At 69.4% G+C, this 16,999-nt stretch carries 18 protein-coding genes, 1 other RNA gene and 2 pseudogenes; 14 read left to right on the top strand and 7 right to left on the bottom strand.

What is annotated here, in order from left to right; translation table 11 throughout:
- The first annotated feature begins 88 nt into the window (after window positions 1-88).
- The 4 genes from ACZ59A_RS03000 (at window position 89) to ACZ59A_RS02985 (ending at window position 4,028) form a co-directional block, all read left to right on the top strand.
- The gene (locus ACZ59A_RS03000; protein ID WP_470952703.1) at window positions 89-1,123 is read left to right on the top strand and encodes an ABC transporter substrate-binding protein; all 1,035 of its coding nucleotides are present in this window, start codon (window positions 89-91) and stop codon (window positions 1,121-1,123) included.
- Between the two features lie 90 nt (window positions 1,124-1,213).
- Window positions 1,214-2,083: a Nif3-like dinuclear metal center hexameric protein gene (locus ACZ59A_RS02995; RefSeq protein WP_470952700.1), complete on the top strand. Its 870-nt coding sequence runs from the start codon at window positions 1,214-1,216 to the stop codon at window positions 2,081-2,083.
- 64 nt (window positions 2,084-2,147) lie between these two features.
- Complete coding sequence (locus ACZ59A_RS02990; protein ID WP_470954619.1) at window positions 2,148-2,891, top strand: zinc ribbon domain-containing protein; 744 nt, start codon at window positions 2,148-2,150, stop codon at window positions 2,889-2,891.
- A 3-nt stretch (window positions 2,892-2,894) separates the two neighbouring features.
- Window positions 2,895-4,028 carry a bifunctional RNase H/acid phosphatase gene (locus ACZ59A_RS02985; RefSeq protein WP_470952697.1) on the top strand — a complete coding sequence of 378 codons (1,134 nt, stop codon included), beginning with the start codon at window positions 2,895-2,897 and terminating at the stop codon, window positions 4,026-4,028.
- A gap of 13 nt (window positions 4,029-4,041) precedes the next feature.
- Here ACZ59A_RS02985 and ACZ59A_RS02980 read toward each other — a convergent pair whose 3' ends face one another.
- From ACZ59A_RS02980 to ACZ59A_RS02970, 3 genes are all read right to left on the bottom strand, one after another.
- Window positions 4,042-4,677: a bifunctional 4-hydroxy-2-oxoglutarate aldolase/2-dehydro-3-deoxy-phosphogluconate aldolase gene (locus tag ACZ59A_RS02980; RefSeq protein WP_468054139.1), complete on the bottom strand. Its 636-nt coding sequence runs from the start codon at window positions 4,675-4,677 to the stop codon at window positions 4,042-4,044.
- A gap of 97 nt (window positions 4,678-4,774) precedes the next feature.
- On the bottom strand, window positions 4,775-5,572 hold the full coding sequence (gene yaaA, locus ACZ59A_RS02975) for a peroxide stress protein YaaA (protein ID WP_470952693.1): 798 nt from the start codon (window positions 5,570-5,572) through the stop codon (window positions 4,775-4,777).
- A 78-nt stretch (window positions 5,573-5,650) separates the two neighbouring features.
- Window positions 5,651-7,315, bottom strand: a complete 1,665-nt coding sequence (locus tag ACZ59A_RS02970) for a glycoside hydrolase family 13 protein (RefSeq protein ID WP_470952690.1) — start codon at window positions 7,313-7,315, stop codon at window positions 5,651-5,653.
- A gap of 218 nt (window positions 7,316-7,533) precedes the next feature.
- Between ACZ59A_RS02970 and ACZ59A_RS02965 the strand changes: the two genes are divergently transcribed.
- Window positions 7,534-8,109 (top strand): Uma2 family endonuclease, encoded by a 576-nt coding sequence (locus ACZ59A_RS02965; protein WP_470954616.1) that lies wholly within the window; start codon window positions 7,534-7,536, stop codon window positions 8,107-8,109.
- A 40-nt stretch (window positions 8,110-8,149) separates the two neighbouring features.
- Window positions 8,150-8,553, top strand: an RNA gene (gene rnpB / locus ACZ59A_RS02960) — RNase P RNA component class A.
- Between the two features lie 375 nt (window positions 8,554-8,928).
- Here the strand turns inward: rnpB and ACZ59A_RS02955 are convergent.
- Window positions 8,929-9,078, bottom strand: coding sequence for a hypothetical protein (locus ACZ59A_RS02955; RefSeq protein ID WP_470952687.1), 150 nt, complete (start codon window positions 9,076-9,078; stop codon window positions 8,929-8,931).
- A 151-nt stretch (window positions 9,079-9,229) separates the two neighbouring features.
- Between ACZ59A_RS02955 and ACZ59A_RS02950 the strand changes: the two genes are divergently transcribed.
- The 4 genes from ACZ59A_RS02950 (at window position 9,230) to ACZ59A_RS02935 (ending at window position 11,923) form a co-directional block, all read left to right on the top strand.
- Window positions 9,230-10,414 (top strand): helix-turn-helix domain-containing protein, encoded by a 1,185-nt coding sequence (locus ACZ59A_RS02950; RefSeq protein ID WP_470952684.1) that lies wholly within the window; start codon window positions 9,230-9,232, stop codon window positions 10,412-10,414.
- A 106-nt stretch (window positions 10,415-10,520) separates the two neighbouring features.
- Complete coding sequence (locus ACZ59A_RS02945; RefSeq protein ID WP_470952680.1) at window positions 10,521-10,928, top strand: hypothetical protein; 408 nt, start codon at window positions 10,521-10,523, stop codon at window positions 10,926-10,928.
- Window positions 10,925-11,119: a hypothetical protein gene (locus ACZ59A_RS02940; protein WP_470952678.1), complete on the top strand. Its 195-nt coding sequence runs from the start codon at window positions 10,925-10,927 to the stop codon at window positions 11,117-11,119. The genes ACZ59A_RS02945 and ACZ59A_RS02940 overlap by 4 nt, the downstream gene beginning before the upstream one ends.
- Before the next feature lie 318 nt (window positions 11,120-11,437).
- Window positions 11,438-11,923: a glycine-rich domain-containing protein gene (locus ACZ59A_RS02935; protein WP_470952675.1), complete on the top strand. Its 486-nt coding sequence runs from the start codon at window positions 11,438-11,440 to the stop codon at window positions 11,921-11,923.
- A 266-nt stretch (window positions 11,924-12,189) separates the two neighbouring features.
- On the opposite strand, the gene ACZ59A_RS02930 is transcribed toward ACZ59A_RS02935, so the two are convergent.
- Window positions 12,190-12,330 carry a helix-turn-helix domain-containing protein gene (locus ACZ59A_RS02930; RefSeq protein WP_470952672.1) on the bottom strand — a complete coding sequence of 47 codons (141 nt, stop codon included), beginning with the start codon at window positions 12,328-12,330 and terminating at the stop codon, window positions 12,190-12,192.
- Between the two features lie 468 nt (window positions 12,331-12,798).
- The gene (locus tag ACZ59A_RS02925) at window positions 12,799-13,098 is read right to left on the bottom strand and encodes a hypothetical protein (RefSeq protein ID WP_470952669.1); all 300 of its coding nucleotides are present in this window, start codon (window positions 13,096-13,098) and stop codon (window positions 12,799-12,801) included.
- Between the two features lie 143 nt (window positions 13,099-13,241).
- Between ACZ59A_RS02925 and ACZ59A_RS02920 the strand changes: the two are divergent.
- From ACZ59A_RS02920 to ACZ59A_RS02905, 4 genes and pseudogenes are all read left to right on the top strand, one after another.
- Window positions 13,242-13,989 (top strand): annotated as a pseudogene (locus tag ACZ59A_RS02920) (transposase).
- Between the two features lie 84 nt (window positions 13,990-14,073).
- Window positions 14,074-14,724, top strand: coding sequence for a hypothetical protein (locus ACZ59A_RS02915; RefSeq protein WP_470952666.1), 651 nt, complete (start codon window positions 14,074-14,076; stop codon window positions 14,722-14,724).
- A 22-nt stretch (window positions 14,725-14,746) separates the two neighbouring features.
- Window positions 14,747-15,394 (top strand): hypothetical protein, encoded by a 648-nt coding sequence (locus ACZ59A_RS02910; protein ID WP_470952663.1) that lies wholly within the window; start codon window positions 14,747-14,749, stop codon window positions 15,392-15,394.
- Between the two features lie 136 nt (window positions 15,395-15,530).
- A pseudogene (locus ACZ59A_RS02905) lies at window positions 15,531-15,776 on the top strand (transposase); the annotation flags it as partial.
- A gap of 303 nt (window positions 15,777-16,079) precedes the next feature.
- On the opposite strand, the gene ACZ59A_RS02900 reads toward ACZ59A_RS02905, so the two are convergent.
- Window positions 16,080-16,652, bottom strand: coding sequence for a hypothetical protein (locus ACZ59A_RS02900; protein ID WP_470952660.1), 573 nt, complete (start codon window positions 16,650-16,652; stop codon window positions 16,080-16,082).
- Between the last annotated feature and the right edge of the window lie 347 nt (window positions 16,653-16,999).

Genomic DNA, 16,999 nt, shown 5'->3' with positions numbered 1-16,999 from the left:
TGAATGTGCTGTAAGTGGCGAGTCTGCGGTGCGATTAAAGTAAGGCACGCCTAAGTGCCACCTTCCGCACGACTTCCTGGAGCACCAGATGTCCGTACACCGCCGCGGCAGCGCCGCCCTCGCCCTGGCCCTGGCCGGGGCCCTCTCCCTCGCCGCCTGCGGCGCGTCCGGCAGCGGCAAGGACGGCGGGAAGGGGAACGGCGGCGGGGGCAAGTCCGTCGCGCAGGGCGGCAAGGACTTCGGCAAGGCCGCCGAGCAGACCGCGAAGCTGGGCACCGAGGCGAAGCCCGGCCAGTTCCCGCGCACCGTCACCCAGGCCATGGGGAAGACGGAGATCAAGAGCAAGCCGAAGCGGGTCGTGGTGCTCGACGTCGGCGAGCTGGACAACGTCGTGTCGCTCGGCGTCAAGCCGGTCGGCTACGCGCCCTCCGAGGGCGACCAGGCCATCCCCGGCTACCTCAAGAAGGAGGCCGGGAACCCGAAGAACGTCGGCACCATCAACAACCTCAACCTTGAGGCCATCAACGCCCTCCACCCCGATCTGATCCTGGGCAGCAAGCTGCGCGCCGAGCCGCTGTACGACGAGCTGAAGCAGATCGCCCCGACCGTCTTCTCCATCCGCCCCGGCTTCACCTGGAAGGAGAACTACCTCCTCAACGCCGCCGCCCTCGACCGCACCGCCGAGGCCAGGCGCAAGCTCGACGCGTACGAGGCGAAGGCGAAGAAGCTGGGCGAGGACATCGGCCCGAAGAAGCCGACCGTCACCATGCTGCGCTTCATGCCGGAGTTCACCCGGCTCTACGCCAAGGCGTCCTTCATCGGCACGATCCTCCAGGACGTCGGCCTGCCCCGGCCCAAGAACCAGCAGGTCGAGGACCTGGCCACGGAGATCGGCCCGGAGCGGATCAACGAGGCCGACGCGGACTGGATCTTCACCGGGGTCTACGGCGACCCCAAGGCCACCAAGCGGGACCAGGCGGAGTCCAACCCGCTGTGGAAGAAGCTCAAGGCGGTCAAGGCGGGCCACGCCGAGAACGTCAAGGACGAGACCTGGTACCTGGGCCTCGGCGTCACCGCCGCCGACCGGGTGCTGGACGACCTCCGCGGCTACCTCGTCCGCTGATCCCCCTTCAGATCGTTCCCCGCGCGGCGGTCGCGCTGAGTGAAGGCGGGGGCAAGGCTTCCTGGTGATCTGGGAGGTAGCCTTGCCCCCGTGCCCGCTCTCACCGATGTCCTCGCCGCCCTCGACGCCCTCTGGCCGCCCGAGCGGGCGGAGCAGTGGGACGCCGTCGGGACGGTCTGCGGGGACCCCGATGCCCAGGTCGGCCGCGTGCTGTTCGCCGTCGACCCCGTCCAGGAGGTCGCCGACGAGGCGGTGGCGCTCGGCGCCGATCTGCTGATCACCCACCACCCGCTCTATCTGCGGGGCACGACCACCGTCGCCGCGTCCACCTTCAAGGGGCGCGTGGTGCACACCCTGATCCGCTCCGGCATCGCGCTGCACGTCGCGCACACCAACGCCGACCGCGCCGACCCCGGCGTATCCGACGCCCTCGCCGGGGCGCTCGACCTGCGGACCGTCCGCCCGCTGGTGCCGGACGCGACCGACCCCACCGGGCGCCGGGGGCTCGGCCGGATCTGTGAACTCGACAGCCCCGAGACGCTGCGCGAGTTCACCGAGCGCGCCGCCGCCCGGCTGCCCGCCACCGCGCAGGGCATCCGCGTCTCGGGCGACCCGGACCGTACGATCCGTACCGTCGCCGTCTGCGGCGGCTCCGGGGACGGCCTGTTCGCCGAGGCGCGTGCCGCCGGGGTCGACGCGTACCTCACCGCCGACCTGCGCCACCACCCGGCCTCCGAGGCGCGCGAGCACAGCGACCTCGCCCTGGTGGACGCCGCGCACTGGGCCACCGAATGGCCGTGGACCGAGCAGGCCGCGGCGCAGCTCGACGAGATCTCCGACCGGCACGGCTGGGACCTGCGCACCCATGTCTCCCGTAAGGTCACCGACCCCTGGACGGCCCACGCAGCGGCCGCCGCCCCGTTCCGGGCCTTCGTGCCCGAGTCCGCCTCATCCGTGTGAGGCCCGCCTCTTCCGGGTGGGGCCCACCTCTTCCGTCCCCTACGACCACCACTGGAGCCCCCCGCTGAACGCCGCGCCCGCAGACCAGATCCGCCTGCTCGACGTCCAGGGCCTCGACGTACGGCTCTCGCAGCTCGCGCACAAGCGCAGGACGCTGCCCGAGCACGCCGAGCTCGACACCCTGATCGCCGACCACACCCAGCTGCGCGACCTCCTCGTCGCCTCCCAGACCGAGGAGAGCGACACCGCCCGCGAGCAGACGAAGGCTGAGCAGGACGTGGACCAGGTGCGCCAGCGCGCCGCCCGCGACCAGCAGCGTCTCGACTCCGGGGCCGTCACCTCGCCCAAGGACCTGGAGAACCTCCAGCACGAGATCGCCTCCCTCGCCCGGCGCCAGAGCAACCTGGAGGACGTCGTCCTGGAGGTCATGGAGCGCCGGGAGTCCGCCCAGGAGCGGGCCACCGAGCTGACCGACCGGGTGGAGTCCCTCCAGGCCAAGATCACCGATGCCACGGCGCGGCGTGACGCGGCGACCGAGGGGATCGACGCCGAGGTCGCGACCGTCACCAAGGAGCGCGAGGTCATCGCCGGGACCATCCCCGCCGATCTGCTCAAGCTCTACGACAAGCTGCGCGACCAGCAGGGCGGCGTCGGCGCCGCCCGGCTCTACCAGCGGCGCTGCGACGGCTGCCGCCAGGAGCTGGCCATCACCGAGCTGAACGAGGTCCGCTCGGCCGCCGCCGACACCGTGGTGCGGTGCGAGAACTGCGGCCGGATCCTGGTCCGTACGCCCGAGTCGGGACTGTAGGCGATGGCTCGGCGTCGTTTCATCGTCGAGGCCGACGGAGGCTCCCGGGGCAACCCGGGGCCCGCCGGGTACGGCGCCGTCGTCCTGGACGCGGTGACCGGTGAACCGCTCGCCGAGGTCGCCGAGTACATCGGCACGGCGACCAACAACGTCGCCGAGTACAAGGGGCTGATCGCCGGGCTGCGGGCCGCCCACGCCCTCGACCCGGAGGCGGACGTCCAGGTCCGGATGGACTCCAAGCTGGTCGTCGAGCAGATGTCCGGCCGCTGGAAGATCAAGCACCCGGACATGCGGCCGCTCGCCGCCGAGGCCCAGGGGCTCCTGCCGTCCGGCCAGGTGACGTACGACTGGATCCCGCGCGAGAAGAACAAGCACGCGGACCGGCTCGCCAACGAGGCCATGGACGCGGGCAAGCGGGGCGAGCAGTGGCAGCCCAAGGCGGAGCCGGGCGACACCCCCGCCACCTCTCTGGCCTCCTCCGCTCCGGCGGCTGGCTGGGGCTCGGCCGACCTCGGCGCGCCGACCACGTTCGTCCTGCTCCGGCACGGCGAGACGCCGCTCACCCCGGAGAAGCGCTTCTCCGGCAGCGGCGGCGCCGACCCGGGCCTCTCCGACATCGGCCACCGCCAGGCCGAACTGGTCGCGGCGTCACTCGCCGCGCGCGGCACCGTCCAGGCCATCGTCGCCTCGCCCCTGAAGCGCTGCCGCGAGACCGCCGAGGCGGTGGCCGCCCGCCTCGGGCTCGACGTCCGCGTCGACGAGGGGCTGCGCGAGACGGACTTCGGCGCCTGGGAGGGGCTGACCTTCGCCGAGGTGCGCGACCGCTACCCGGACGACCTCGACACCTGGCTCGGCTCCGCCAAGGCCGCCCCCACGGGCGGCGGCGAGTCCTTCGCCACGGTCGCCCGCCGCGTCGCCCTCTCCCGCGACAAGCTGCTGGCCCGCTACGCGGGCCGCACGGTGCTCCTCGTCACCCACGTCACCCCGATCAAGACCCTGGCCCGCCTGGCCCTCGGCGCCCCGCCGGAGTCCCTGTTCCGCATGGAACTCTCGGCGGCGTCCCTGTCGGCGGTGGCCTACTACACCGACGGCAACGCCTCGCTCCGCCTCCTGAACGACACGTCCCACCTGCGGTAGGCGCTCTTGGGGGTTACCGCAGCGCCGCGGCCTCCCGGGCCAGCGACTCCACCCGCCCCCAGTCGCCCGCCGCCACGGCGTCCGCCGGGAGCATCCAAGTGCCGCCCACGCACCCCACGTTGGGGAGCGCGAGGTAGTCGGGGGCGCGCTTGGCGTTGACGCCGCCGGTGGGGCAGAAGCGGGCGTCCGGGAGCGGTGAGGCGAGCGCCTTGAGGTAGGCCGTACCGCCGGACGGCTCGGCCGGGAAGAACTTCATCTCGGTCACCCCGCGCTCCAGCAGCGCCACGACCTCCGACGTGGTCGAGACGCCCGGCAGCGACGGAATCCCCGAGTCCCGCATGGCGCCCAGCAGCCGGTCCGTCCACCCCGGGCTGACCAGGAAGCGGGACCCGGCCGCGACGGCGGTGTCCACATGGCCGGGGCTCAGCACCGTGCCCGCCCCGACGATCGCCTCCGGCACCTCCGCCACGATCGCCCGAATGGCATCGGCGGCGGCCGGGGTACGGAAGGTGACCTCGATCGCGGGCAGACCGCCCGCGACCAGGGCACGGGCCATCGGAACCGCGTCCGCCGCGTCGTCGATCACGACGACGGGGATCACGGGGGCGAGATCGAGCAGCGAGGAGTGCGAGGGCGCGGTGTCAGTCACGGCCCCATTCTGCGGCCGACCGACACCCCCCGCAACGCCCGTTGCGTCCCCTGCAACGACGCCTGGCCCAGGCAGCGACTCCGCCGCCCGCACAGGGCTACAGCTCCGTCACCACCACGTCCAGCGCCCACGGGCGGCCCGCCCGCTCCGGAGCCGTCGCCTCCACCGCGTATCCGAAGCCTCGCAGCGCCTCCACCAGCTCCCCGGGGCCCTTCGGCTCGGTGCCGGACGTCAGGAGGTCGCGCACCATCCGGCCCTTCGTCGCCTTGTTGAAGTGGCTCACCACGGACCGCTTCTCCACCCCGTCCACGATCTTCGACTGCAGCACCCGCACCGTGGCCGTGCGCTCCGCGACCTCCCCCTTCGGCTTCCAGGCCGTCGCGTACGCCGCCGATCGCAGGTCGAGCACCAGGCCGTTTCCGGCGGCCTCCGGGAGGGCGGTGGCCATCGGCGTACGCCAGAAGGCGCCGAGCGCGCCGAGGCCCGGCAGCTTGACGCCCATCGAGCAGCGGTACGACGGGATGCGGTCGTCGATCCGTACCGCGCCCCACAGCCCCGAGAAGACCAGCAGCGAGCGTGCGGCGCGCCGCCGGGCGGGGGCGGGGAGGGTCGCGAGGCCGAGCGCGTCGTACAGCACACCGGTGTAGATCTCCCCGGCGGGCCGGGTCCCGGCGGACCGTAGCGCCGCGTTCTTGGCGACCTCGCCGCGCAGCCCCGCGCTGAGCCCCAGCACCTCGGCCGCCTTCGCCTCGTCGCCCGAGCACAGCGTGACCAGCTCGTCCAGGACCCGGGCCCGGGTCTCGGCCAGTCCCGGCAGCGACAGCGATCCCAGGTCCAGCGGGGATCGGGAGCCTCCCGTGGCCTTTCCCTCGGACGGCGGCAGCAGGACGAGCACGGTCTCTCCTCGAAAGCTTCGGTGGCACGGCGCGGGGGCGGTGCCGGTCGGCGCCACCCCAGCCCCGCAGCCTACGGCCTACGCACCCGCGCCCCGCAGCCACACCGTGGTGTACGGCGGCAGCCCGTCCCCCTCCGCGATCCGCTCGCTGCTGAGCACCACCTCGCCCACGGCGGGCAGCGGTACGGCCGTCGCCGACAGGTTGGTGACGCTGTGCCAGCCGCCGGAGCGGCGGAAGTGCAGCACCCCGGCGCTCAGTTCGGCGACCGAGCCCAGCCACTCCACCGTCTCGTCCCCTCGCAGCTCCCGCCGCAGCCGCAGCGCCTCCCGGTACAGCTCCAGCGTCGAACCGGCCGCCCCCGCCTGCTCCTCGACCGACAGCTCCCCGAACCCCTCCGGCTGCGGGAGCCACGCGCCGCCCGCGCCGAAGCCGTACGACGTGCCGCCGCGCGTCCACGGCAGCGGCACCCGGCAGCCGTCCCGGCCCTTGACCCGGTGGCCGCTGCGCTCCCACGTCGGGTCCTGGAGTACGTCCACGGGCAGGTCGGCGACCTCCGGAAGCCCCAGCTCCTCGCCCTGGTAGAGATACGCGGAACCGGGCAGGGCCAGCATCAGCAGCGTCGCGGCCCGGGCCCGCCGCAGCCCCAGCGCGAGGTCGGTCTCCGGGTCCCGGCCGTCGGCCAGCAGCCAGGCGTCCCGGCCCGCGTTCGTCAGATCGTCCGGCAGGGCGAACCGGCTGCGGTGCCGGATCACATCGTGGTTGGAGAGCACCCAGGTCGCCGAGGCCCCCGCCGCCCGGGCGGCGGACAGCGCGCCGTCGATGACGGAGTGCAGGGCGGGGGCGTTGAGCGGGGCGTCCAGGAAGTCGAAGTTGAACGCCTGGCCCAGCTCGTCCGCGCGGGCGTACGACACCCGTCGGGAGTTACGTACCCACGCCTCGGCGACGGCCATCCGCGGCGGGTCGTACGCGTTGAACACCGTGCGCCACTCGCGGAAGATCCCGTGCACCTCGTCGCGGTCCCACAGCGGATGGCTGCCGTCCTCCGGCAGGTCCTCCGGCTCGTAGCCGGGCACCGCGCCGATGTCGCGCAGCGGCTCGGCCAGATCCTTGGCCAGCCCGTGCGCGACGTCCACCCGGAAACCGGCCACGCCCCGGTCGGACCAGAACCGCAGCGTGGTGAGGAAGTCGGCGCGCACCTCCGGGTGGTCCCAGTTGAGATCGGGCTGCTCGGGTGCGAAGAGATGCAGATACCACTGCCCGTCGGGCAGCCGGGTCCACGCGGGCCCGCCGAAGCACGACACCCAGTCGGTCGGCGGCAGCCCCCCACCCGGCCCCCGCCCCTCGCGGAAGACATACCGCTCACGGGCCGGACTGCCGGGGCCCGCGCGCAGGGCCTCCTGGAACCAGGCGTGGTCGTTCGAGGTGTGGTTGGGGACGATGTCCACCATCACCTTCAGCCCCAGCCGGTCCGCCTCCGCGACCAGCCGGTCGAAGTCGTCGAGGGTGCCGAGCCGCGGATCGACGTCCCGGTAGTCGGCCACGTCGTACCCGCCGTCGGCGAGCGCGGACGGATAGAACGGGCTCAGCCACACGGCGTCGACGCCGAGCCCGGCGAGGTACGGCAGCCGACCGGTGACCCCGGGCAGATCGCCGATCCCGTCGCCGTCGGAGTCGGCGAAGCTGCGGGGATAGATCTGGTAGACGACGGCCTGCCGCCACCAGTCGCTGTTGTTCTTGCTCATGATGCCCTCGCTCCTGGTATCGGCGTTGGCGCCCAGCCGTCGAAGCAGTGTCCAGGGCCCCGCCGCGCCCTGTCGAGAGGGCAAGATCGCCCGCCGGAGCCGCCCCGGCGTGCGCGCTTCTGTGCCACGATCGAGTGAGGAAGACCCTTTCGGCCGGGTACCGACCCCCTCGGTACCTAGGCTTGCGGCGAGACAGGGAAGAGGGTGGCATGAGCGCCATGGCACACGAACCGCTCACGCAGGACCACGACCACGTCCTGCTGGAGGGTTTCTTGGCCCTGGATACGCCGGAAGGCTTCCGGGCCGAGCTGATCGAGGGGGAAATCGTCGTGACACCGCCGCCGGACGGGGACCACGAAGATCACATCAATGTGATCGTGAAGCAGGTGATCAGGAAGTCCGTCACGGACATGGACTTCTCCGGCAACAAGGGCCTCAAGGTCCCGCGCGGGGGTTTGTGTGTACGCAACCACATGATTCCCGATGGCACCTTCGCCCCCACCGAACTGCGGCTGTTCCGGGGTGCCGAGTCCTGGATGCCCTGCGAGGGCGTATCTATGGTCGTCGAGGTCACCTCGACCAAGCCGGACCGGGACCGCAAGGCCAAGCGCCACTGCTACGCGCGCGGTGGTATCCCCTTCTACCTCCTCATCGACCGGGAGAAGAGCGACGTGACGCTCTTCAGCGACCCGGAGGGCGCCGACTACCGCCAGCACGTCACGGTCCCCTTCGGTAAGCAGCTCGACCTGCCTGCCCCGTTCTCCTTCTCGCTGGAGACGACCGACTTCGTCTGAGCCGCCCCACCCGGGCCGGTACCATGGTCACTACGGCGGACGAGCCGGCCGGGCGGTCGCGTCGGGATCCTTCGGGGTCCCGCCGAGGAACGTCCGGGCTCCACACGGCAGGGTGGTGGGTAACGCCCACCCGGGGTGACCCGCGGGACAGTGCCACAGAAAACAGACCGCCGGGGATTTTGGTCCTCGGTAAGGGTGAAACGGTGGTGTAAGAGACCACCAGTGCCCAGGGTGACCTGGGCAGCTAGGTAAACCCCACCCGGAGCAAGGTCAAGAGGAGCCACCGCAAGGCGGCTCTGCGCGGATGATCGAGGGCTGCCCGCCCGAGTCCGCGGGTAGACCGCACGAGGCCGACGGCAACGTCGGTCCTAGATGGATGGCCGCCTCCCCGCGGGCCGCAAGGCCCACGGGAGACAGGACCCGGCGTACAGGCCGACTCGTCCGCCGCCCGCGCTCCCCACCTGGTCAAACCGGGTGGGGAGCGCTTCTTTGCCACCCCCAAGGGGGTTCTGAGGGGGTTCCAGTCGGGAGTCACATATTGGGCCCTCGTGCCGCTGCCGCGAGCACGTCCGCCAACTGGTCCCGAAGCTGCTCCGGCAGAGTGCCGGAGGCGGCGAGGAGTTGCCGGGCCCGCTCCAGGTTGTCGGGTGTGGGGTCTTGGGGGAGCTGGAGGGCGCACTCGGTGCCACGCCGTGCCCCTCAGCCGGGGCGGCAGCCTTCCTTGATCCCGCCAACGCCCGCAGCGCGCACCTGCGGTGCAACGGCGCCCGCGGCAACCGGCTCACCGTCCGCCAGCCCCGAGCCTCCCGCAGGTGGTGATCATGAACGAACGCCCGCTCCCGCGCTCACCGCGAACCCGGCTTCCCGGGCGTGCTCGGTGACCGCGGCGTCGCGCCAGTGCTTCCACTGGGTGTCGTGCTCGGCGTCGGCGGTCTGCTGGAGGGCGATGAGTCTGTCGGGGATGTCCACGCCGTGGATCATAAGACCGGCCCAGCGGGCGCTCCCGCTCTCGGGGCCCGAACACACGTCGGCCCCGCAGTCAAGCGGGGGCCGATCGAAGTACCCCCGGAGCCGACCAGGGGTACCGTTCTGATGTCGAGACAGAACGGGAGAGTTCAGCATGCCACAGAGCATCGAAGAGCACACCGGCACGCGGATCGCGAAGGCGCGCAAAACCCGCCATCTGACACAGCTTGAGCTGGCCAACAAGAGCGCCGTCTCGTACTCAACCCTCACCAAGGTTGAGCAGGGCAACATGCCCGCCAGCCCCTCTGTCATCGGCGCACTGGCGCGCGCCCTGTCCGTGCCCGTCTCCGAACTCACTGGCCAGCCCTACCTCGCCGAGCTGCGTCACGACCACATTGACGGCCTGATCCAGCCCATCCGGGAGGCTCTGGACGTCTACGATCTCGGCGCCGACCCCGAGGTTGCTCCTCGCGGGCTCGACGAACTGCACGGTGACGCCGAGCGGTTGTGCGCCCTGGTGCGTGCCACGGATCTGAAGAACGCGGCGGCCGAGCTGCCGGGGCTGATCCATGAGGCCACCGCCGCGGCGTACGAGGACGGCTCGGACCGGGCCTGGCAGATCCTCGCCTCCGCGTACCGGACCGCCTACGACGTCACCACCAAGCTCGGCTACGCGGACCTGTGCACCGTGGCACTGGACCGGGTGGAGTGGGCTGCTCAGCGCGGCTCCGACCCGGTGCTGAGCGGGATGCGCCAGTACATGCGCGCTCTCGTCTACCTGCGGGCCGCGCAGTACGGCACTGGGCACCGGTTGATCAAGATGGGGATGTCCACCATGGAGCAGGCCGCGCCGAGTCGTGAGCGCGACGTGGTGACCGGGCAACTCCATCTGGGTGCCGCTGTGCTGTCGGCCCGCAGTAAGGACGGGGACGCGGCGGACGGGCACCTCGCTGAGGCCGAGCGAATTGCGACGCGCACGGGCGAGGCGATCGAGACGCATTGGTTGGCTTTCGGTCCGTCCAACGTGGGTGTCCACAAGGTGTCGACCCTGGCCGAGCGGGACATGTACCCCGAGGCGGTGGCGGCTGCGAAGGGGCTGGCTCTGCCGGAGGACTGGCCGCCGTCGCGGCTGGCTCACCACCATGCTGAGGTAGCGCGGGCGCAGCTGTGGATGGGGCGCACGGAGGACAGTTTCGGCAGCCTGCAGAAGGCTCGGAAGGTGGCTCCGCAGCAGACCAGGTACCACCCGATGGTGCGTGAGACGTACGCAGGTCTGGCGCATGCTCGGCGGTCGATGCCGGAGACGTTCACCGGATTCGGCGCTTGGCTGGGCGCGTAACGCTCCGTCAATCTCTGGCCGGGACTATCAGTCGGCTCTGATAGTTCCGGCCTTTTCACGTCGGCACGATGTGACGGTCAACACATCCGTCTGCATGGAGCCGACCATGACGACCAGAGCTCTGCCCTGGACCCCGCCACGTAACGAAGTAGAAATGGTGGAGGTCGGCCCGTACTGGGACGTCATCCGCGTACCCGCCGATATCGGCGAATGTGTCCTCGCGTTACTCGGAAACCGGTCCGGCGCCGTCATCGCGGACTACAGCCTCATGTACTGGTTCATCCCCAGCGGTGACGCCAAGGACTGGGGCCGTCCGCGGAGGGGCATCCACGCCCTCGGCGCGCACGGCGCCGAGATCACGTACCTCGGCGTACCGCCCGAGGACTGGACGGAGGGCCCGCGCCTGCACTGGCGCATCCCGCTGGACCCCGACGGGTATCTGACCGACTTCCATCTGCTGTGCCTGGCCGTGGCCCGGGCGCTGGCCGAGCCCGACGAGGAGGGCGCCCGGTGACGTCTCAGGTCTGCGCCCGTTGCCAGAAGCCGACCCGCCAACCGGTCGTGGTCGCGATCGGATACGGCGGGAGCGCCGGGGGCGGCACCGTCTACGCCTGCCCCAGTTGCGCGCCCACCTTCCCCAAGCAGCGCGACCCGTTCGACGGCACCCGCCTCGCCCGCCACGAGCCCGCCAGGCGGCAGCAGTGAAGGGCCGTTGGAGGAAGGTCCGCCGGACGGCCGCCGCGCCGCGCGTCGCCCAGCCGACCGCCTGGAGCGTATTCCTCGACCACGCCATGGACTGCCCCGACTGCCGGAACAGCGAACGGTGCCACTTCGGCGACCGACTGCACCGCGCGGTGCGAGAGGCCGTCGCCGCCGCGGCCCCATAGACCGGGCGGGCCGTTGCTGATCCGGTTCCATGCCGGGGCCCCGCCGAAAGAGAAAGCCCCGCCCCAATCGCGTGCTTGGACGGCTGGCGACCGGGACGGAGACCGCGCACCACCACACACAGAGAGAGATAGGCGCATGACCGAAGCTACCCGCTTACTCGCGAACGACGAGTACTCCGCCGTCGTCGCGACCGTCACGGACAACAACCCCGGCATGACCGAGGCCATGGCGGGCCGGATCGTCGACCAAGCCATCGCGTTCGTCGCTACCGCAGCCCAGTACCGCACCGCGGACATCGCCCCGTCCCGCGTGGTCGACGAGGGCTGGCACGCTCTCATCCTCCACACGAACATCTACGCCGAGTTGTGCGACCGCTTCGGCGGGATCGTCCACCACTACCCGGAGCGGCCCGACCCGGAGCGGCAGACGCAGGACATCCTCGACCGCACGACGGCGCTCATCGAGGAAACCGGGTACAGCGTCGACCGCGACCTGTGGCGGCTGCCGAATGATGGGCTGGTCTCAGTCGCGGCCGACTGCGGTCACACGAAGCCGGGCGGATGTGGTCCCATCGGGCCCAATCCCACGCCGCCGCCGATGCCCAAGAACCCGGGCACCTGAGCCGCTACCTTGAAGCCATGGAGTGGACAGACCCGAAGTACCAGACGGTTGTAGATGCTATCCGGGCCCGCCAGGACGCAGAGGTCGCGAGCGGGACGCCGAGGCGTCCGCTCCGCGGTTTCATCGTCCCGGCACCGGACCCTGAACCGGAGGACTGACCAGCACGGGCCCCGTCTGTGCGTCGCCCTCGTGGCGCGCGGACGGGGAACCCGGGGCAGTCGCTCGGCTGGTCGGCGTGTACGCCAGATGCTGACCGCTGCGGCGTACTACCCCTCCGGGGCCCGGGGCTCCACCCCGTGCACCAGCCCGGCGAGCGGTACTTCGAGGGGGTCGGCGATCCGGATGAGGCTGTCGAGGGACGCCGCCTGGTGCCCCTGCTCGATGCGGTTCATCGCCTGCCTGTCCATGCCCGCGCGCTCGCGGGCGCGATGGATGTCGTTTACCTCGGCTACCGCAGTCCTCGCGCGGTGGCGATCAAGGTCGTGAAGCCCGCGTTGGTGGACGTATTTCCGTCAGCGCTTCTCCCAGGAGTTGGAGGCAATCCGGCGCGTCGGGGGATTTCACGCCGCCGCGCTCGTGGACGCCGATCCCGATGCCGGGCAGCCATGGATCGCGACCGAGTACATACATGCGCCGTCGCTCGAATCGTTGCTGCACCAGCACGGGTCGGTGAGTGAACCCGGAGACCGAGCACGTACGCCTGCACGGTGAGCTAGGGCGCACCCTCCCCGCTGAGTGCGAAGCAAAGCGCCTCACCGGGTCCGCATGGTCACCGAAAGATCCACCAGAAGGGCCACGAATTCATCGACAGGCAGGCGTACATCCTCGAACTGGTCATACAAGTCGCCGATCTCCGCCGTGTCATGTGAAATTCTTCACACAAGGGCGCTCGGGGTGGAGACAGAATACTCTGTGCCGCGCTCCAGCTCCATATTGCGCCACACCTGAAAGTAATTATCAACCGCTTGCCAGCTCTCCCCGAACGAGATGACCAGCGTCTCGACAGCAAGCTGAAGGTTGTCGTCAGCGGAAGGAGTTCGTGTGGCCAGCCATTCTCCGTCCCTCCATGAGAAATTCCATCGGGCATTCATATTCTTCATAATACAGGTCACGTCGAACTTGTCCTCGGAGCTCTCGCAGGTGAGGTCGAGTGCGCTGACGCTCTCAATTGTCACGGTATGACGGTGCGCCAAATTGCGATTTTCCAGATGCTGACCCTGCCCGTCACTTACAGCGGCTAACAAAATGAGGTGGATCGGCCCTGGTTGCCGTGTCCGGGGCAGTAGTTGAGCGTTCGGTCTGGTGTGGGGATGTCGCCGTGGATCGTGTCGATGACCTGTGGGATCGTCTGGAGCCGTTGCTGCCGCAGCGTGAGCGGCGGTTCCGATATCCGGGTCGCAAGCCGTTGCCGGCCCGGGACGTGCTGTGCGGGATCTTGTATGTGCTGCACACCGGAATCCAGTGGGAGTACCTGCCGCAGGAGCTCGGCTTCGGCTCGGGTATGACGTGCTGGCGGCGGCTGCGGGACTGGAACGAGGCCGGAGTGTGGCAGCGGCTGCACGAGGTCCTGCTGGCCGAACTCAACGCGGCCTCGCGGCTGGACTGGTCCCACTGTGTGGTCGACTCCTCCCATGTCAGGGCACTAAAAGGGGGCAGCGCACGGGCCCCTCGCCGGTCGACCGAGGACGGGCCGGCTGCTCACGGGAGGCAACCGCAACGACGTCACTCAGCTGTTGCCCCTGCTCGACGCGATCCCACCGGTCCGCGGCCGGGTCGGCCACCCCCGCCGCAGACCCGACTCACTCTTCGCCGACCGCGGCTACGCCCACGACATCTACCGCAACCAGGTCCGCGCCCGCGGCATCATGCCGGCCATCGCACGGCGCGGAACCCGGCATGGCACCGGACTGGGCACCTACCGCTGGGTTGTGGAACGGACCTTCGCGTGGCTTCACGGCTTCCGGCGCCTGCGCACCCGTTGGGAACGGCGAGCTGACATCCACGAAGCGTTCCTCAAACTCGCCTGCTGCCTGATCACCCACCGACGACTCAGCTCATTGTGCTAGCCGCTGTAACTCCCTGGTGCAGGGACACAGTCAGGTCATATCCTGATCCGTTCCGTTGAGATCAACTTGAGCTTGGAGGCTACGTTGCTGGACACAGCCAAGATGGTGGAGCAGCTCGACGTCCTGATTGGTGAGTATCAGGAGATTCTCCGCAGGGGGGCAGAGGGGGTGCTGTCGTCAGACCGGGCGAAGCTCCTTGCGAGTCGGCTTGAGTCGGCCATCGATCGCTTGGCTGTCCCTGGCAGCAGTTACGTGCGTCAGCTTGACCACCATCGCGACGATATGCGGACGACAAATAGGATTCGCGCGATCTACAGCATTGCACTTGGCCTTCGCGATGACCTAAATGCCGGTTGGACCGAGTCTGTTGTTGAGATGGTCCACGCCGACACTCACAGCGACTACCTGGAGATGTCGGAGACGTTGCTCCGATCCGGGTACAAGGATGCCGCAGCGGTCATTGCCGGGACGGCCCTTGAGGTCCACGTGCGGGCGCTGTGCGTGAAGAACGGCGTTGACACAGAGCTAGCTGACGGAACGCCGAAGAAGGCCATCGTCATGAACGCCGATCTCAAGAAGGCTGACGTCTACGCGACGCTTCAGGAGAAGCAGGTGACGGCGTGGATGGATCTGCGGAACCAAGCAGCCCACGGGAGCTACGAGAAGTACGACATCAATGAAGTTCGGGCGCTAGCAAGCGGCGTTCGTGACTTCATGCTCAAGTACCCGGCGTAGCGCGAAAACGAAGGGAACGGGGATGGCCAACGTTGAGAAGGTAGTCGACCAGCTCAACTTTCTGATCAAGGCATCTGAAAACTACACACGCAACGGAACTCGACATCTTCTGGAAGATGGAGAGGACGCCGTGGTGCTTAGTAACCGGTTGGAAGCTGCGATTGAGCGTGCGTCGCGGCCGAACTCCGCGTACATGAAGCAACTGGACGCTGCGCGCCGTAAGATCCAGCCTCACCGACTTCGAGAAGTACGCGTCGTCGCTATTGGTCTTCGTGATGACCTCGTTTCTGGGTGGGTTGAATCGGTCGTTGAGTTGGTGCATGCAGACACCTACCGGGACTACCTGGAGATGGCGGAACAACTGCTCGCCAAGGGGTACAAAGACGCAGCGGCAGTTATCACGGGGACGTCCCTCGAAGTCCACGTGCGTGCCCTCTGCGTGAAGAACGGCGTGGTAACCCAAGTGGCAGGTAGGCCGAAGAAGGCCGACACCATGAACGCCGACCTCAAGAAGGCCAACGTCTATGACGGGTTGCAGCAGAAGGAGGTCACCGCCTGGATGGACCTCCGGAACAAGGCAGCGCACGGCGACTACGGCACCTACGACCGAGACCAGGTGCGACGACTCATCGATGGGGTGGAAGCGTTCATGCGGAAGTACCCCGCGTAGGCAAACCCCGTAGATCAGGGGGCCAACCGTAGGTCTACCTCTATACCCGTAGTCATCCTGACCAGCGAAGACGATGCGACCTATCCGGACGGAGGACGGGCGTTGGAGCTGACCACCCGCGACTACGAAGTGGGTCGGCCACCCCCGCCGCAGACCCGACTCACTCTTCGCCGACCGCGGCTACGACCACGACATCTACCGCAACCAGGTCCGCGCCCGCGGCATCATGCCAGCCCGCTGGGTTGTGGAACGGACCTTCGCGTGGCTCCACGGCTTCCGGCGCCTGCGCACCCGTTGGGAACGGCGAGCCGACATCCACGAAGCGTTCCTCAAACTCGCCTGCTGCCTGATCACCCACCGACGACTCAGCTCATTGTGTTAGCCGCTCTTAGTGGCATTCACCCCCGGAGGCAGGGGCCGCCGAGCTTCCGCTTGGGGTCTGGTGGGCGAGTCATGTGCCGACGAGATCTGCTGGATGCGTGGCACGGACCTGGCGGAAAGTCCCTGGGAAGTCCCGGCGGCGAGGGGCGGGCAAACCGGCAGGTCAGATCTTGATCGACCCTGGAGGGAGACAGGGCCCGGCGTACAGGCCGACTCGTCCGCCGCCACCCGCTTGGAAGGGCCTGCGACCCACGTCGGAGGCCCTTTCCGGGCTTCGGTTCCGGATCAGCGCTTCGGTCCCGGATCAGCTTCTGAGGCCGTAGTGGAGCAGACGGGAACGGGCGGTCCTCTCATCGAGCCCCAGCGCCTGCCCGATCGCTTCCCAGGACAGCTCGTCGGCCTGCGCGCCGTATGCCGCCTCGTGCCCGACGCGCTTGGTGACGCGTTCCAGAATGGCCACCCCTCTCAGCGCGGCCAGCGGTGCCTCGACCGTCAGTGCGGTCAGTTGCTCCTCCACCTGCGTCAGCAGTGCCTCCAGCCCCACCGGCAGCGGAACCGACCGCGCCCGGACCTCCTCGACGTGCTGCTCCCAGTCGTCGTGCGGGCCCGAGATGTCCATGTCGATCCGGGCGTCGACCACCTCATCCCAGTCGATGGGATACACGCTGTCCCCACGCCAGCCACACGCGCACGCGCCCCGCAGCTGTGCCGCCCGTGGTGCGCCCAGCGTGCCGTCGTACACCCACCAGTCACTCGTGGACGGGACGGTGCCCGAGCTGCCGACGTCGAAGTACACCGGCTTGGGCTCGCTGCCGTCAGCCAGGACGGCCGCGGGCCTGCCCTCATGAAACGAGCCGAACTCCGTGGTGGCCCACATGGCGCTTCCCCTCCCACTGTTTGGAAACTCGTAGCCAGAGTTGCTCGGGAAACTTTTCCGGGTCATGAGGATGTGTCATGGGTTTTCGCCCGGATGTACCTCCACCGTTGCCTACCCACCGTTCCGCACAAGTAGTGAATCGCGGGTACGTGCGCGCCACGGGCGCGGACTGGTCTCGTACGCATGCGCGAGGGTGCCGTGCCTGGGCGGGCGCCCTGGTGGAGCGCCATGCGCGCGGTGTGCGTCCGACACCCACCCCCGCGCGGTGTCTCTCCACGACCAGCTCGCCGCAACGTTCGTCTCCGTGGAACGCGGAGTGCGGGGACACCCTCTAGTTCCGAGGGGGC

The organism is Streptomyces sp. NPDC040405 (assembly GCF_055595765.1).
This window is presented reverse-complemented; position numbering and strand designations above follow the sequence as displayed.

Excerpts from the sequence above, each read along its gene's own strand:
- ACZ59A_RS03000 (WP_470952703.1), top strand. The coding sequence starts at position 89 with ATGTCCGTACACCGCCGCGGCAGCGCCGCCCTCGCCCTGGCCCTGGCC.
- ACZ59A_RS02985 (WP_470952697.1), top strand. The coding sequence starts at position 2,895 with ATGGCTCGGCGTCGTTTCATCGTCGAGGCCGACGGAGGCTCCCGGGGC.
- ACZ59A_RS02970 (WP_470952690.1), bottom strand. The coding sequence starts at position 7,315 with ATGAGCAAGAACAACAGCGACTGGTGGCGGCAGGCCGTCGTCTACCAG.
- ACZ59A_RS02965 (WP_470954616.1), top strand. The coding sequence starts at position 7,534 with ATGGCACACGAACCGCTCACGCAGGACCACGACCACGTCCTGCTGGAG.
- ACZ59A_RS02950 (WP_470952684.1), top strand. The coding sequence starts at position 9,230 with ATGCCACAGAGCATCGAAGAGCACACCGGCACGCGGATCGCGAAGGCG.
- ACZ59A_RS02945 (WP_470952680.1), top strand. The coding sequence starts at position 10,521 with ATGACGACCAGAGCTCTGCCCTGGACCCCGCCACGTAACGAAGTAGAA.
- ACZ59A_RS02935 (WP_470952675.1), top strand. The coding sequence starts at position 11,438 with ATGACCGAAGCTACCCGCTTACTCGCGAACGACGAGTACTCCGCCGTC.
- ACZ59A_RS02930 (WP_470952672.1), bottom strand. The coding sequence starts at position 12,330 with ATGGACAGGCAGGCGATGAACCGCATCGAGCAGGGGCACCAGGCGGCG.
- ACZ59A_RS02910 (WP_470952663.1), top strand. The coding sequence starts at position 14,747 with ATGGCCAACGTTGAGAAGGTAGTCGACCAGCTCAACTTTCTGATCAAG.
- ACZ59A_RS02900 (WP_470952660.1), bottom strand. The coding sequence starts at position 16,652 with ATGTGGGCCACCACGGAGTTCGGCTCGTTTCATGAGGGCAGGCCCGCG.